The organism is Rhodanobacter sp. FW106-PBR-R2A-1-15 (assembly GCF_058789735.1).
Genome location: NZ_JBYTEM010000007.1, coordinates 114,347 through 128,293, shown reverse-complemented (window position 1 = coordinate 128,293; position 13,947 = coordinate 114,347). Strand labels below are relative to the sequence as shown.

15 protein-coding genes are annotated in these 13,947 nt (G+C 69.6%); 8 read left to right on the top strand and 7 right to left on the bottom strand.

Annotated features, from left to right (window positions below):
- Positions 1–105 precede the first annotated feature (105 nt).
- A complete protein-coding gene (locus tag AC3WTD_RS06175; RefSeq protein WP_492613244.1) occupies positions 106–345 on the bottom strand; it encodes a hypothetical protein in 240 nt (79 codons plus the stop codon).
- A 145-nt stretch (positions 346–490) separates the two neighbouring features.
- On the opposite strand from AC3WTD_RS06175, the gene AC3WTD_RS06170 reads away from it, so the two are divergent.
- On the top strand, positions 491–1,597 hold the full coding sequence (locus tag AC3WTD_RS06170; protein ID WP_492613243.1) for a PA0069 family radical SAM protein: 1,107 nt from the start codon (positions 491–493) through the stop codon (positions 1,595–1,597).
- 40 nt (positions 1,598–1,637) lie between these two features.
- On the opposite strand, the gene AC3WTD_RS06165 is transcribed toward AC3WTD_RS06170, so the two are convergent.
- The 6 genes from AC3WTD_RS06165 to AC3WTD_RS06140 all read right to left on the bottom strand — a co-directional run bounded on the left by AC3WTD_RS06165 (position 1,638) and on the right by AC3WTD_RS06140 (position 8,726).
- Complete coding sequence (locus AC3WTD_RS06165) at positions 1,638–3,113, bottom strand: hypothetical protein (RefSeq protein ID WP_492613242.1); 1,476 nt, start codon at positions 3,111–3,113, stop codon at positions 1,638–1,640.
- Complete coding sequence (locus AC3WTD_RS06160; RefSeq protein ID WP_492613241.1) at positions 3,110–4,003, bottom strand: ABC transporter ATP-binding protein; 894 nt, start codon at positions 4,001–4,003, stop codon at positions 3,110–3,112. The genes AC3WTD_RS06165 and AC3WTD_RS06160 overlap by 4 nt, the downstream gene beginning before the upstream one ends.
- A gap of 1 nt (position 4,004) precedes the next feature.
- On the bottom strand, positions 4,005–4,388 hold the full coding sequence (locus AC3WTD_RS06155; protein WP_027491687.1) for a GntR family transcriptional regulator: 384 nt from the start codon (positions 4,386–4,388) through the stop codon (positions 4,005–4,007).
- Between the two features lie 92 nt (positions 4,389–4,480).
- A complete protein-coding gene (locus AC3WTD_RS06150; RefSeq protein WP_492613240.1) occupies positions 4,481–6,553 on the bottom strand; it encodes a S9 family peptidase in 2,073 nt (690 codons plus the stop codon).
- A gap of 89 nt (positions 6,554–6,642) precedes the next feature.
- Entirely contained in the window at positions 6,643–7,551 is a 909-nt protein-coding gene (locus tag AC3WTD_RS06145) for a patatin-like phospholipase family protein (protein WP_492613239.1), read from the bottom strand.
- A 158-nt stretch (positions 7,552–7,709) separates the two neighbouring features.
- On the bottom strand, positions 7,710–8,726 hold the full coding sequence (locus AC3WTD_RS06140) for a class 1 fructose-bisphosphatase (RefSeq protein WP_492613238.1): 1,017 nt from the start codon (positions 8,724–8,726) through the stop codon (positions 7,710–7,712).
- 154 nt (positions 8,727–8,880) lie between these two features.
- Between AC3WTD_RS06140 and AC3WTD_RS06135 the strand changes: the two genes are divergently transcribed.
- The 7 genes from AC3WTD_RS06135 to AC3WTD_RS06105 all read left to right on the top strand — a co-directional run bounded on the left by AC3WTD_RS06135 (position 8,881) and on the right by AC3WTD_RS06105 (position 13,897).
- Complete coding sequence (locus AC3WTD_RS06135) at positions 8,881–9,489, top strand: DJ-1/PfpI family protein (protein ID WP_492613237.1); 609 nt, start codon at positions 8,881–8,883, stop codon at positions 9,487–9,489.
- Positions 9,490–9,505: 16 nt separating this feature from the next.
- Positions 9,506–9,694 carry a hypothetical protein gene (locus AC3WTD_RS06130; protein ID WP_492613236.1) on the top strand — a complete coding sequence of 63 codons (189 nt, stop codon included), beginning with the start codon at positions 9,506–9,508 and terminating at the stop codon, positions 9,692–9,694.
- On the top strand, positions 9,691–10,059 hold the full coding sequence (locus tag AC3WTD_RS06125) for a VOC family protein (protein WP_492613235.1): 369 nt from the start codon (positions 9,691–9,693) through the stop codon (positions 10,057–10,059). Before AC3WTD_RS06130 ends, AC3WTD_RS06125 begins: the two co-directional genes overlap by 4 nt.
- A 27-nt stretch (positions 10,060–10,086) precedes the next feature.
- The gene (locus tag AC3WTD_RS06120) at positions 10,087–10,719 is read left to right on the top strand and encodes a glutathione S-transferase family protein (protein WP_492613234.1); all 633 of its coding nucleotides are present in this window, start codon (positions 10,087–10,089) and stop codon (positions 10,717–10,719) included.
- 69 nt (positions 10,720–10,788) lie between these two features.
- Positions 10,789–11,493 carry a helix-turn-helix transcriptional regulator gene (locus AC3WTD_RS06115; RefSeq protein WP_492613233.1) on the top strand — a complete coding sequence of 235 codons (705 nt, stop codon included), beginning with the start codon at positions 10,789–10,791 and terminating at the stop codon, positions 11,491–11,493.
- A 118-nt stretch (positions 11,494–11,611) separates the two neighbouring features.
- On the top strand, positions 11,612–13,411 hold the full coding sequence (locus tag AC3WTD_RS06110) for a DUF885 domain-containing protein (RefSeq protein WP_492613245.1): 1,800 nt from the start codon (positions 11,612–11,614) through the stop codon (positions 13,409–13,411).
- 75 nt (positions 13,412–13,486) lie between these two features.
- Positions 13,487–13,897, top strand: coding sequence for an MbcA/ParS/Xre antitoxin family protein (locus AC3WTD_RS06105; protein ID WP_492613232.1), 411 nt, complete (start codon positions 13,487–13,489; stop codon positions 13,895–13,897).
- Positions 13,898–13,947: the final 50 nt, after the last annotated feature.

Here is a 13,947-nt window from a genome sequence, read left to right as displayed (position 1 = left end):
TTTGATCCTGACTACCCCAGACACCGCCTCGTTGCCTCTGCGCACGCATCACCTGGATGCTCGCTTGCATAACGCGGAACGAGACGGTATCTACCCGTCGCGCGCTTATCGAGCCAGGCGATCGTGCTTCAGCGGGTCTTTGCCCTCGCGCAGCCGCTTCAGGTCGTACTCGGACAGGCTGTCCCCGCGCGCGTTGCCGGCGATGCGCACCTGCACGAAGGCCAGCGTGGTGGCGAAGACGCCGGCCAGTCCGACCAACAGCCAGAAGCCCCAGGCGCCGGCGCCCTGGCGGGTAAAGCACAGCGCGAACGCGAATATGGTGGAGGCGAGCAACAGCCAGCGCATGAGATAGGCCTCGACAGGTCGAAGCGCCACCGGCGGCGGCGGATGGCTGCATCTTAGCGTCGCCGCGTTGCGCCGGGTGCGCGGCCCGTCACGCCCGCGCCGGGATGTCGCGACGGCTGAGACCCCGCGGCGCGACACTGCGCCGATGGACGAGCTGCCGCCATCGTCATCGCTTCCCACCGTCCGCGTGCACAAGGGTCGCGGCGCCGCCTCCAATCCGGAGGGCCGCTTCGAATCGATCCGCCACCACGCCGAGGACGACGGTTGGCAAAGCGCGCTGCTGGATGAAGCTGCCCCGCGCCCGCGCACGGAGGTCACCGAGGAACGCGCGAAGAGCGTGATCACCCGCAACGACTCGCCCGACATCGCCTTCGAGCAGGCGCTGAATCCGTATCGCGGCTGCGAGCACGGATGTGTTTATTGTTTCGCACGACCCAGCCACGGCTATCTCAATCTCTCGCCCGGGCTGGACTTCGAAACGAAGATCCGCGCCAAGGGCAACCTCGCCGAAGTGCTGCGCACCGAACTGGCGAAATCCGGCTACAGCCCGAAGCCGATCAACATCGGCAGCAACACCGACCCCTACCAGCCGATCGAGAAGAAGTGGCGGCTCACCCGCGCCGCATTGGAAGTGCTGGCCGAGTGCCGCCACCCCTGCACCCTCGTCACCAAGAACGCGCTGGTGGAACGCGACCTCGACATCCTGGCGGAGATGGCGCGCGCGAACCTCGTGCAGGTCTTCGTCTCGGTCAACTCGCTGGATAACCAGCTGGCCGCCAAGCTCGAACCGCGCGCCAGCGCGCCGCACCGCCGCCTCAAGACCGTCGCCGCGCTGGCCGACGCCGGCGTGCCGGTGGGCGTGCTGGTGGCGCCGATCATCCCGGCGCTCAACGACAGGGACATGGAAGCCGTGCTTGAACGCGCCCACGCCGCCGGCGCTCGCTGCGCCGGCTACACCGTGCTGCGCCTGCCGTGGGAGCTGAAGCAGCTGTTCCGCGAATGGCTCGCCCTGCACGCCCCGCAGCGCGCCGAGCACGTGATGAGCCTGGTGCAGCAGATGAACGGCGGCCGCGACTACGACTCGGACTTCCGCACCCGCATGCGCGGCCAGGGCGTGTTCGCCGACCTGCTGCGCAAGCGCTTCGAGCTCGCCTGCCGCAAGCACGGTCTCGGCCGCGCCCGCGAGCTGCAACTTGACACTTCGCGCTTCGTGCCGCCGCGCAAGCCGTCGCCGCAGGGGGAACTGTTCTGATCCACGCGATGGACGCCTGGACGTCCATCCGCGGTGGGCTTCAGGGCCGGGCAAGGAACGGGTGAGGCAGCTTCCGCAGCCCGTGCCAGCCCCGCCAACCCAGCCACAGCAAGGCCGCCCCAAACAGCAGCCAGGCCAGCACCAATGGCGGCAGCGTGCTTGCCGCGCTGGCTACCGGGCGGCTGCCCCAGGCCATCGTCGGCAGCACCAGGCTGAGCAGGGTCAGCGCGAATGCGATCGTCAGCAGCGCGCCGGCGCTCCATATCGACAGCGCGCGTCCGCCGAGCAGGTTGAGCAGGGCGGCCACGGTGATCGCGGTCGAACCGAGCTGGGTCAGCAGCAGGAATGACAGCATTGCAGCATGGTCGTGCCAGAACACCATGCCGAGGCCGATCAGCGCCAGCGTCAGCGCATGCAGCAGCAGCGGCAGGCCGAACACGGCGCGCAGTAACTGGCTGCGAAGCTGGCTGCGGTCGCCCAGCCCGGGCAGCAGGGCCAGCAGCGGGAGTTCGCCGTTCGCCCGCTGCCAGCGCTTGCCCAGCCACAGCAGGCTGAGCGCACTGATCATCGGTCCGGCCAGTGCGCCGAACATGGCGAGGATGCCGATCAGGCTGCCTTGCAGCAGCTCCACGTTGTTGCGGTCATGCCGGCCGAGATAGCCGAGCAGCAGGATCAGCAGCACGGGCGTTGCGCCGATCGCCAGGCTGATTCCCAGCTGCCGCACGTAGCTGGGCACGCTTTGCGGCAGGTACCAGCCGCCCAGCGCCACCCGCAAGGCGCGGCGCGGCCGGGCCGGGCCGGCGCCGTCGAGATCGATGCTGGGCCGCAGCCAGTCCGGCCGCTGGCGCAGCCGCTGTGACGAGCCGATCTGCCCCCAGTAACCCCAGCTGCCGCTGCGGTATTGCAGCACCATTGGCGAGGTCCAGCCGCCGGGTTGGCCGTCGCTCGTACGCAGCAATCGCTGCCAGCGCCAAGCAATCAGCAGCAGCAGCATCGGGATCAGCAGCAACAGCGCCCCGACCATGCGCGGGTCGGTGAGCCCGGGCAGCGCGAAGTGGCGCCAGAGCTGGTTCAGCAGCGAGGGGGTCAGGCCGATCATCACGGCGAGATAGCGTGGCGTCAGCGCGAACAGCAGTCCGCCGGTGCCCGCCACGGCCAGCAGCGCGAACGCCGGCAGCAGCGGCTGTCCGACCGAGGCCAGCACGGCCAGCGGCAGAGCGAGGCCGAGCGCGCCGTACAGCAACACGCTGGCAGGGATCAGCCGCTGCATGCCGGGCACGCGCAACAGCCGGGCGTCGATCCCCAGCAGCAGGCCGAGCGGCAGGAAGAACGTGCACAGGAAGAACAGGCCGACGCCATACAGCATGGTGGCGCCAAGCCAGGCTCTCGGTCCATCGCCGAACAGGGCGATCGCCAGCGCGCCGCCGCAGCACAGCGCGAAGATCAGCACGGTCATCCAGCGCAGCGAACGGTGTCCCGCGTACCAGGGGAGCTGCAACAGACGTACGGGATTCATTCGGCGATCTCCACGAACAGATCCTCCAGGCCCAGCGCATCAATGCGGGCACCGGTCAGGTTGGCAGCTTCCGGCCAGCGGCCGTCGGCATCGCGTTCCACCACCAGGCTGAGGCTGCCATCGTCATGCCGGCGCCGGCTGAGGCTGGCTTGCGGAGCGGCGGCGCTCATCCGCGCCGGCAGCCATAGCCGGGCGTAGCGTTCCTTGCTGTCGTCCACGCCGCAGCGGAACAGCAGTTTGCCGCGGTGCAGGAAGGCCACGTCCGAGGCGGCGCGTTCCAGGTCCGACACGATATGGGTGGAGAACAGCACGGTGGTGCCGGACTCGCCGGCGCGCAGCGCCACTTCGCGCAGCAGTTCACGGCGGGCGACCGGGTCGAGCGCGGCAGCCGGTTCGTCCAGCACCAGCAGCTCCGGCTGCGAGGCCAGTGCGCGGATCAGGTCCACGCGCTGGCGTTCGCCCGGTGACAGCTTGGCCAGCAGCTTGTCGACCGGGATCTGCCAGCGCTCCAGCGTATGCCGCACGAATGCCGCGTCCCAGCGCGGGTAGAAGCGGCCGACGAAATCGAGCATCTGCCGCGCGCTGAGCCAGGCGAGCGCCTCCGGCTGCTGCGGCACATAGCCGATACGCGCCTTGGTTTCGTCGCCCAGTCGCAGCGCCGGCGCGCCGAATACGCGCGCCTCACCGGCCTGCGGCTGCAGCAGGCCCAGCATGATGCGGATCAGCGTGGATTTGCCGGCACCGTTGCGGCCGACCAGGCCGAGCACACTACCCGGCTGCAACGCAAGGTCGACGCCGTCGAGGGCCTGGCTGCCGCCGTAACTGTGGTGCAGGCCGTGCACGGCCAGCGGGACGATGGCGGATTCCGTTTCGCGAAGCATGGCGTTCATCTCAATCTCCCAGCAGTTTGGTCAGCCGCCGCAGCACCGGCTCGGCTGGCAGTTCGAGTTCATGGGCATGGCGAGCCAGCGCCTGCAGCTGTGGTTCGAGCAGGGCGAGGCGCTGGTGTTCGGTCTGGCCGGCACGGCGCGTGGCGGCCACGGCCATGCCCTTGCCGCGCAGGCGTTCGAGCAGACCTTCGCCTTCGGCGATGCCGTAGGCACGCGACACCGTCATCGGGTTGATCACATGGAACGCAGCCACCTCGCGTACCGACGGCAGCAGTTCGCCGGGCGTCAGCTGACCACCGGCGATCAGCCGGCGCAGCTGCTCGACGATCTGCCGATAGATCGGCTCGCTGGCGGCGGGTTGTATGTTGAGCAATGATGCATCCATGTGTATCAGTACAGCAATACACATGAATGCTGTCAAGCGTGACGGTCGGCGCGGGGCAACACGGTGTGGTCGTGCCGGGGGTCAGCCCGCCGTCATTCCGACGCCGGAAGGTACTTTCCGAACCAGTCCAGTGCGCGCTGCAGCACATCGCGCTGGTGGATGGGGTCGACGAAGTGGTGGCCTTCGTTGGGGTAGACCACCAGCGAGGTGGGCACGCCCTGCGCGCGCAGCGCGTGCCACATCTCGAACGACTGCGGCGCGGGGCATTCGGCGTCGCGGTCGCCGACCACGATCAGCATCGGCGTCCTCACCTGCTTGATGAGGTTGATCGCCGAGCTCTTCGCGTACACCGCCGGGTCGTCGTACACGCTGGCGCCGAAGAACGGCGGCATCCACTGGTCGATCAGGTTCTGGCCGTAGTAGCTCTGCCAGTTGGCGATGCCGGCGCCGGCCACCACGGCGCGGAAGCGCTGGGTCTGGGTGGGTGCGAACATGCTCATGAAGCCGCCGTAGCTCCAGCCGGTAAGGCCGAGCCGGTGGTCATCGACGGGCACCTTCTTCTCTACCGCGTCGACCCCGGCGAGGATGTCGCGCAGGTCGCCGTAACCGAAGTCCTTGCGGTTCGCCTGCACGTACTGCTCGCCCTGACCGAAGCTGCCGCGCGGGTTCGGCATGAACACGAAGTAGCCCAGTGCGGACAGTGGCGCGCCGCCGTAACCGATGCCCGGCCAGCGCGGGATCACCGCGCTCGACGGGCCGCCGTGCACCACCACGATCATCGGGTAGCGCTTCTTCGCGTCGTAGTTCGCCGGATACAACAGCCAGCCCTGCACGTGGAAACCTTCGTTGTTCCACTCCACCGACTCGGCCTTGCCCCACGACGGCTTGAGCCCGGCGTTGAATGAGGTCACCGCCGGCGGCGGTGCATCATGCAGCGCGCCGGCATGCACTTCGCTGGCGGCGGCGCACGAGCTCTGCACGAACGCGATGCGCTTGAAGTCGGCCGACAGCGACATCGCCATCGACGCGCTGCCGTCGCCGATGCTGGCCGGCACGGTGAAATGCACGCGCTGCCGCTCGGCGCGCGTGGCCGACACGGCGTAATCGGCCAGCTGGCTCCGGCCGTTGTCGACCTGGCTGACCAGCATCGCCTGCGGTGAAGTCCAGCGCAGCCAGCTCGGCGTGAGCTTGATGTCGGGCGTGAGGTCGACCAGCGCGCCGCCGCCAGCCGGCACCGCATAGATGTCGCCGCCGGTGGCGCCCTGGTCGCTCATCAGGCCGCCGGTGAAGGCGATCCGCGAAGCATCCGGCGACCAGCGCGGCAGCGCGATCTGCAGACCATGCAGCGAGCCGCTGGCGGTGCTGGCCGGATCGACCAGCACGCTGGCGGCGGCATCGGCCTGCGCGCCCTGCACATAGAGCTTGGCGATCCACCAGTTGTTGTCGCCCGGTGGCGGCGCTGCGGTGTAGGCAATGCGCGAGCCATCCGGCGACCAGTCGAACTCGTACGCGTACATGGCGGCCGGGGTCAGTTCGTGCAGCACGCCGCTGGCGACGTCGAGGCTGGCCACGCGCTGCACTTCCACGCCGGTCACGCCGATCTCGCCAGCCACCGGCTTGGCCGCGGCGCTGGCGCTGGCGCGACGGGTAGCGCCGGGCACGTAGAGGAAGCCGAGCGATTTGCCGTCGGCCGTCCACTGCAGCGCATGCGCGTAGCCGGCGAGCTTGGCCAGCGGCCTGGGCGAACCGTTGCCCGCGCTGTCGCCGTGGCCGGCGTCCGCCACGAAGACGGTGTTCTGCATCGCCTTGGTGCTGGTCAGGTCGACGCTGCAGTTGGAGATGAAGGCGAGGCGCCGCGAATCGGGCGCCCAGGCGATGCCGGATTCGGCGCATGCGCCCGGCTTGCTGGCGGCGCTCACGCGGCGCGCGTGGCGACCGTCGGCAGCCGCCACCTCGATCGCCGGCTTGCCTTCGCGCCGGATCACCCACGCCAGCTGCTGGCCGTCCGGCGAGATCGCCACCGCCTGGATCGTCTGCGCCTTGCCCAGCTCGGCCAGTACCTGCTCGATGCGCGGATCGACCGCGGGCGCAGCGGCGAAGGCCGGCGATGCCAGCGCGAAGGCCAGCAGCGACAGGGGCGGGATCAGGCGCGCAGGTTTCGGCATGAGGGGGGTTCCGGCGGGGGAACCCCGACGCTACAACCGCGGCATCGCATGCGCCAAGTGCGACACGACATGGCCCTCGGCGGCGGCGTTCAGTGCGTGGCGGCGGCCGCCTGACGCGTCGCCGCCAGCGCGGCAAGCTTGGCGCGGATCGCGGGAATCGCTGCCAGCGCGGCCTTCTCGCCGGCCAGGATGGCCTGGTTCTTCTGCTCGAAATCGGTGGGGCCGATGCGGGCGAGGTCGGGGCGGATCACCACGTCGGCGCGCGCGCTCTCCTGCGCGGCCAGCTGCCGGCCCATGATGGTGAGCGACTGGCCGACGATGTTCATCATGCCCTGCGGGTTGCTGCCGTCGGGCGCGGCGGAGATGTCCACCGCGATCACGAAGTCGGCGCCGAGCTGGCGCGCCGCGTCGACCGGGATCGGGCTGACCACGCCGCCGTCCACGTAGTGCTTGCCGTGGATCTCGACCGGCTCGAACACGCCGGGGATGCTCGACGAGGCGCGCACCGCGCGCCCGGTGTTGCCGCGCACGAACACCGTGCGCGTGCCGGTCTCCAGCTCGGTGGCGACCGCGGCGAACGGCCGCTTCAACTGTTCGATCGGCTGCTTGTGCAGCAGCTGGTTGACGTAGTCCTGCAACGCCTGGCCCTGCACCAGGCCGCCGGAGAACAGCCGCACGTCGCGGATCTTCGCCTCGTCGAGGCCGAACGCGGTCTGCTGCAGCGCGAACGCATCCATGCCGCTGGCGTACAGCGCGCCGACCACGCTGCCGGCGCTGGTGCCGGCGACCACGTCCGGATGGATGCCGCTGGCTTCCAGCATCTTGATCACGCCGATGTGCGCAAAGCCCTTGGCCGCGCCGCCGCCGAGGGCGAGGCCGATCTTCAGCTTCACCGGTGCGGGCGCTGCGGGCGGTGGCGGCACCGGTTTCGCCGCATGGGTGCAGGCGCCCAGCGCGAGCGTGGCAAGCAGCGGCAGGAGCAGGCGGCGGAAGGGCATGGTTGATATCGGTCCGGGTCGGTCTCCTCCCCCTGCAACGCAGGGGGAGGTCGGGAGGGGGTGCTTTTGACGTTGGAACGAAGAGCGACCCCTCCCTCCCAAAAGGGATTCCCTTCGGTCACAACCCTCCCCTGCGTTGCAGGGGAGGGAGCAAAGCGTCAGTCCAGCGCGCCGTCGGCTTCCAGGTGGTAGTGCGTGGCCAGCTCGACCTCCTGCTTCGAGCCGAGGAACACCGGCACGCGCTGGTGCAGGCCGGTCGGCTGGATTTCCATGATGCGCTGGCGCCCGGTGGTCGCCGCGCCGCCGGCCTGTTCGATGATGAAGGCCATCGGGTTGGCCTCGTACATCAGGCGCAGCTTGCCGCCCTTGTCGAGGATCTTCGCGTCCAGCGGGTAATAGAACACGCCGCCGCGGGTCACGATGCGGTGCACGTCGGCGACCATCGAGGCGACCCAGCGCATGTTGAAGTCCTTGCCGCGCGGGCCTTCCTTGCCGGCCAGCAGCTCGCCGATGTAACGCTGCATCGGCGCCTGCCAGTGGCGCTGGTTGGACATGTTGATGGCGAACTCGGCGGTCTGCTCGGGAATGCGGATGCCGCGGCGGCTGAGGATGAAGCTGCCCACTTCGCGGTCCAGCGTGAACTCGTGGGTGCCATGGCCGAAGGTGAGCACCAGCACGGTGGACGGCCCGTACACCACGTAGCCGGCGGCCAGCTGGGTGGTGCCCGGCTGCAGGAAGTGCGCGGCCTTCGGCTCGGTCACCCCGTCGGGGCAGCGCAGCACCGAGAAGATGGTGCCGACCGAGATGTTGACGTCGATGTTGGAGGAGCCGTCCAGCGGATCGAACAGCAGCAGGTGCTGGCCCTTCGGGTAGCCATCGGGGATCTGCTGCGGGTCTTCCATCTCCTCCGAGGCGCAGGCGGCGAGGTGGCCGCCCCAGGCGTTCGCCTCCAGCAGGATCTCGTTGGAGATCACGTCCAGTTTCTTCTGTGCCTCGCCCTGCACGTTGTCGGTGCCGGCCATGCCCAGCACGCCGCCCAGCGCACCCTTGCCGGTGGCCACGCCGATGCGCTTGCAGGCGCGCGCGACCACTTCGATCAACAGCGAAAGTTCGGCGTTGATGTGGCCGGCGCGGCGTTCCTCGATCAGGAACTGGATCAGCGAGACGGGTTTCATGTCGGGTCCATGGCAAGAGGAAGCGCCATTGTCCCGGTCCCGGCTGAACGGTGCCAGCCCGTCGCCCCGCGTGCCCGCATCCGGCCCCGCTGCTGACATCACGTTGGCAGGAGGGGGCGGGCAAGCTGTCCCTCCACAAGCGGAGGGATACGACATGCGCGACACGGTCTACTACCTGGTGTTCGACGGTTTCGCCGACTGGCAGGCCGCGCTGGCGCTGTGCGAGATCCGCCGCCCCGGCGACTGGCAGGTGCAGGCGGTGGGCTACTCGCTGGCGCCGGTGGTCTCGATGGGCGGCCTCACCGTGCAGCCGGCGTTGTCGCTGGATCAGCTCGACCTGCAGCGTGCCGCCCTGCTGATCGTGCCCGGTGGGCACCTGTGGCAGCGCGGCGAGGGTATCGAGGCGGTAGCGGCGATCCGCCGGCTGTATAGCGCCGGTGCGCCGGTGGCGGCCATCGACAGCGGCGTGCTGGCGCTGGCCCGCAGCGGCCTGCTCGACCATTGCCGCCACACCGGCAACTGGCCCGGGCATATCGACCGCCACGTGCCGGCCTACGCCGGCGCGGAGCAGTACGACGCCGGCGTGCTGGCCGTCAGCGACGGCGGCGTGATCAGTGCCAGCCACCTGGGCAGCGTGGAATTCGCCCGCGAGGTGATCCGCACGCTGGACCTGTACAGCCCCAGCGACCGCGAACACTGGTACCGCCTGTTCAAGCACGCCGAGCTGCCGCCGTGGTGCGTCGGCGAAGCGGCGGCGGCCTGAGCTTGGAGCTCACCTCATGACGAACAGAACCGTGCTCGACCGCGTGCTGATGGCCTATCGCCCGCTCTATCTGAATGGCCTGCTGCTGGATGGCCAGTACAAGCTGCCCAAGGCCACCCCGACGGATGCCGCGCCACGCGCGCGCCGGCGCGCCTTGCTGGCCGCGCTGACCCACATCGTCTGGCACGGACGGGGCAAGCCATGATCATCGACCACCTGAGCCTGCCGAGCAGCGACCTCGCCGGCAGCCGGGCGTTCTTCGGTCAGGCGCTGGCTCCGCTGGGCATCGGCGTGGTGAAGGAGTATCCCGGCGCGGTCGGCATGGGCCGCGACGAGCCGGAGTTCTGGCTGGTCGCGGGGCCAGCCGCGCCGACCCCGCTGCACGTGGCCTTCGTTGCCGCCAACCGCGCGCAGGTGGATGCCTTCCACACCGCTGCGCTGCTCGCCGGCGCCGCCGACCACGGCGCGCCGGGCCTGCGCCCGCACTACCACGCGAACTACTACGCCGCCTTCGTGATCGGCCCGGACGGGCACAACGTCGAAGCGGTCTGCCAGCTTGCGCAGGACTGAACCCGCCACCGGCCAGGAGTACCCGGCATGGACACGACACCCCGCGTCACCTTCTTCCATTCGCCGCAGAGTCGCTCCGCCGGCACCCGCGCGCTGCTGGAGGAGCTTGGCGCCGACTATGAGCTGCATGTGCTCGACCTGAAGGCCGGCGAGCAGCGCCAGCCGGAGTATCTGGCGATCAACCCGATGGGCAAGGTGCCGGCGATCCATCACCATGGCGCGCTGGTCACCGAGCAGCCGGCGGTATTCATCTACCTGGCCGATCTGTACCCCGCGGCGAAGCTGGCGCCGCCGCTGGGCGACCCGTTGCGCGGGCCGTACCTGCGCTGGCTGGTGTTCTACGGCTCGTGCTTCGAGCCGGCGGTGACCGACAAGGCGCTGCAGCGCGAGCCGGCGCCGCCGTCGACCTGCGGTTACGGCGACTACGACACTATGCTGCAGACCCTGGTCGACCAGCTCGACAAAGGCCCATACCTGCTCGGCGACACCTTCAGCGCCGCCGACGTGCTGTGGGGCACCGCGCTGAACTGGACCACGATGTTCAAGCTGGTGCCCGAACTGCCGGCGATCCGTGCCTACATCGGCCGCGTGCTGGCGCGTCCGGCGGTGCAGCGCGCGGCGGCGAAGGACGCCGAACTGCTGGCCGCGCGGGCCGTGTGATGCGATGAACGGCGCCCGGCGTGACGTTCGGCGCTGTTCGCCAGCGCAGGCCTCGGCGATGATGCACGGATGCGCCGCGCCGACCGCCTGTTCCTCATCATCCACGCCCTGCGCGGCCGCCGCACCGCGCTGCAGGCGCGCTCGCTGGCGCAGACGCTGGGCGTGTCGCTGCGCACGGTGTACCGCGACGTCGCCGACCTGCAGCTGTCCGGCGTGCCGATCGAAGGCGAGGCCGGTGTCGGCTACGTGCTGCGCAAGGGTTCGGACATTCCGCCGCTGATGTTCACCGCGAACGAGCTCGAAGCCCTGGTGGTCGGCTCGCGCTTCGTGCGCGCGTTCGCCGGCACCCAGCTGGCCGGCAGCGCACAGTCCGCGCTGTTGAAGATCGAGGCGGTGCTGCCGCCGGAACTGCGCGAACGCGCCGCCCGCACGCGGATCTTCGCGCCGGTGTGGCGCGACCAGCACCGCGAGGACTTCGCCGCGCTGATCGACCGGCTGCATGCGGCCATCCTCGGCAGCCAGGTGTTGCGGCTGGAATACCGCGACGAAGGCGGCAACCCCAGTACGCGCGAGGTCGAGCCGCTGTGCCTGTCGTTCTGGGGCGGCAAGTGGACGCTGGGCGCATGGTGCCGGCTGCGCGGCGACTTCCGCAACTTTCGCCCGGACCGCATCGGCAGCTGCGAGCCCAGCGGCGAAAGCTTCGCCGAGACCGACGAGCGCAGCCTGGCCGCCTACCTGCGCGCGGTCGGCGTGGGCAAGCTCGATCTCGGCTGAGCGGCGCCGCCCACGTTGCCATGCCGCGGCAGGAAGGCGAGGATAGGCGTTCGCATCACGTCGCGTGACGGATGATGACGCCACCCCGCCGCAAGGAATCCGTGTGAACAAGCCCCCGATGATGGTGCGGCTGGCCGCGCTCGCGCTGGTCAGCTGCGCCGTGCCGCTGCATGCGGTCGCCATGCCCGCGTCCGCTGCCGCCAGCGCCGACGCGCGCTTCAAGAACATCTACGACGCCGAATGGGCCTGGCGCGCCGGCCAGGCCGGCATCAGCACCGCCGGCGAGCCGCAGCCGAACCATGGGCGGCTCGACCGGGCCGATGCGGCCAGCCAGCAGCGGCGGCTGGACTACTGGCAGGGCGTGCTGAAGCAGCTGGCGGGTATCGACGTGGCGCAGCTGTCGCCGGCGAACCGGGTGAACTACGCGATCTACCGCGAGCAGATCGGCAACTTCGTCGCCGGGCAGAAGTTCAAGGCCTGGCAGATGCCGTTCAACAGCGACTCCGCGTTCTGGTCCGACCTCGGCTACGTGCTGGGCGGCGACCGCCTGCGCACGGCCGACGACTACGACCGCTACCTCGACCGGCTCGGCCAGGTCCCGGCCTACTTCGACCAGCAGATCGCGAACATGCGCGCCGGCCTCAAGCGCGGCTTCAGCGTGCCGCGGGCGGTGCTGGACGGGCGCGACGCGTCGATCGCCGCCGTGGCCGAACTGAAGGACCCGACCCGGAGCAGCTTCTATGAACCGTTCAGGCAGCTGCCGGCGTCGATCCCGGCCGACCGCGCGCAGGCGCTGCAGGGCCGCGCGCTGCGGCGGGTCCGCGACGAGGTGATCCCCGCCTACGCGAAGCTGCTGGAGTTCTTCCGCAGCGAATACGTGCCGCAGGCGCGCAGCACGCTGGCGGCCGAGGCGCTGCCGGACGGCAAGGCGTTCTACCGCCAGCAGATCCGCGAGTACACCACGCTCGATCTCGACCCGGGCCAGATCCACCGGATCGGCCTCGACCAGGTGGCGAAGATCCACGCGCAGATGCTGGAGGTGATGGGCGACACCGGCTTCAAGGGCAGCTTCGCCGAGTTCCTGAAGTTCCTGCGCACCGACCCGCAGTTCTACGCCAAGACGCCGGACGAACTGCTGATGCGCAGCGCCTGGGTGGCCAAGCAGGTGGACGGCCAGATGCCGCGCTACTTCGGCCGCCTGCCGCGCGCGCACTTCACCATCAAGCCGGTGCCGGCCGACATCGCGCCGTACTACACCTCCGGCCGCGGCGGCGCCGACGCCTACCTGGTCAACACCTACGACCTGAAGTCGCGGCCGCTGTTCAACGTGCCGGCACTGACCCTGCACGAGAGCTACCCCGGCCACGCGCTGCAGCTGGAACTGGCCGAGGAGCAGCACGACCAGCCGGCGTTCCGCCGCAACAGCTACATCTCCGCCTACGGCGAGGGCTGGGGGCTGTACTCGGAATACCTCGGCAACGAAATGGGCATCTACCACACGCCGTACGAGCGCTTCGGCTACCTCACCTACCAGATGTGGCGCGCCTGCCGGCTGGTGGTCGATACCGGGGTCCACCACCTCGGCTGGACCCGCCAGCAGGCGATCGACTACCTGACCGAAAACACGGCGCTGTCCGCGCGCGAGATCGCCAACGAGGTGGACCGCTACATCAGCTGGCCGGGGCAGGCGCTGTCGTACGAGCTGGGTTACCTGAAGCTCCGCGAGCTGCGCACGAAGGCGGAGCAGGCGCTGGGCGCGAAGTTCGACCTGCGCCACTTCCACGACACTGTGCTGCAGCTGGGTTCGGTGCCGTTGCCGGTGCTGCAGCAGCGCATCGACCGCTTCATCGCCGAGGGCGGCCCAGAACCGGATTACGGCTGCGACTGCGCGAAGGCAAAGGGCGCCGCGGGGCATTGAGTCCGGGGCGGCTCGTTGGCTTTTGCTTTACGTGTGTAGTATTGTGTAAATAAACTTCATGGAGAGAGTTTCGCCATGATTGCCCACCCGACCCGCATCGCCGAAGCCGCGCCCCGCTACGCGCCGCCGGACACGCTCGCCGACCCGGCGCTGCGCGCGTTCTTCCGGCTCGCCGAACACTGGAAGCTGCGCATCGCCGATCAGCGCAAACTGCTCGGCGACCCGCCGGAGTCGACCTTCTACAAGTGGAAGCGCCGGCAGGGCGGCGCCCTGGGGCGCGACACGCTGGAGCGCATCAGTTACCTGCTCGGCATTTGGAAATCGCTGCAGATCCTGTTCCCCGACCCGGCCCAGGCCGACGCCTGGCTGCACAAGCCGAACACGGCGTCGTTGTTCGGCGGCCATTCCGCGCTGGAGCGCATGCTGTCCGGCAACGTCGCCGACCTGTACGTGGTGCGGCAGTATCTGGATGCGCAGCGCGGTTGATCGCAGTCCGCGATACATTCCCCGCGATGCCGCGCTACCCCCTGTAGGAG

Coding starts and splice junctions, on each gene's coding strand:
- AC3WTD_RS06175 (WP_492613244.1), bottom strand. CDS start 345: ATGCGCTGGCTGTTGCTCGCCTCCACCATATTCGCGTTCGCGCTGTGC.
- AC3WTD_RS06170 (WP_492613243.1), top strand. CDS start 491: ATGGACGAGCTGCCGCCATCGTCATCGCTTCCCACCGTCCGCGTGCAC.
- AC3WTD_RS06165 (WP_492613242.1), bottom strand. CDS start 3,113: ATGAATCCCGTACGTCTGTTGCAGCTCCCCTGGTACGCGGGACACCGT.
- AC3WTD_RS06160 (WP_492613241.1), bottom strand. CDS start 4,003: ATGAACGCCATGCTTCGCGAAACGGAATCCGCCATCGTCCCGCTGGCC.
- AC3WTD_RS06155 (WP_027491687.1), bottom strand. CDS start 4,388: ATGGATGCATCATTGCTCAACATACAACCCGCCGCCAGCGAGCCGATC.
- AC3WTD_RS06150 (WP_492613240.1), bottom strand. CDS start 6,553: ATGCCGAAACCTGCGCGCCTGATCCCGCCCCTGTCGCTGCTGGCCTTC.
- AC3WTD_RS06145 (WP_492613239.1), bottom strand. CDS start 7,551: ATGCCCTTCCGCCGCCTGCTCCTGCCGCTGCTTGCCACGCTCGCGCTG.
- AC3WTD_RS06140 (WP_492613238.1), bottom strand. CDS start 8,726: ATGAAACCCGTCTCGCTGATCCAGTTCCTGATCGAGGAACGCCGCGCC.
- AC3WTD_RS06135 (WP_492613237.1), top strand. CDS start 8,881: ATGCGCGACACGGTCTACTACCTGGTGTTCGACGGTTTCGCCGACTGG.
- AC3WTD_RS06130 (WP_492613236.1), top strand. CDS start 9,506: ATGACGAACAGAACCGTGCTCGACCGCGTGCTGATGGCCTATCGCCCG.
- AC3WTD_RS06125 (WP_492613235.1), top strand. CDS start 9,691: ATGATCATCGACCACCTGAGCCTGCCGAGCAGCGACCTCGCCGGCAGC.
- AC3WTD_RS06120 (WP_492613234.1), top strand. CDS start 10,087: ATGGACACGACACCCCGCGTCACCTTCTTCCATTCGCCGCAGAGTCGC.
- AC3WTD_RS06115 (WP_492613233.1), top strand. CDS start 10,789: ATGCGCCGCGCCGACCGCCTGTTCCTCATCATCCACGCCCTGCGCGGC.
- AC3WTD_RS06110 (WP_492613245.1), top strand. CDS start 11,612: ATGATGGTGCGGCTGGCCGCGCTCGCGCTGGTCAGCTGCGCCGTGCCG.
- AC3WTD_RS06105 (WP_492613232.1), top strand. CDS start 13,487: ATGATTGCCCACCCGACCCGCATCGCCGAAGCCGCGCCCCGCTACGCG.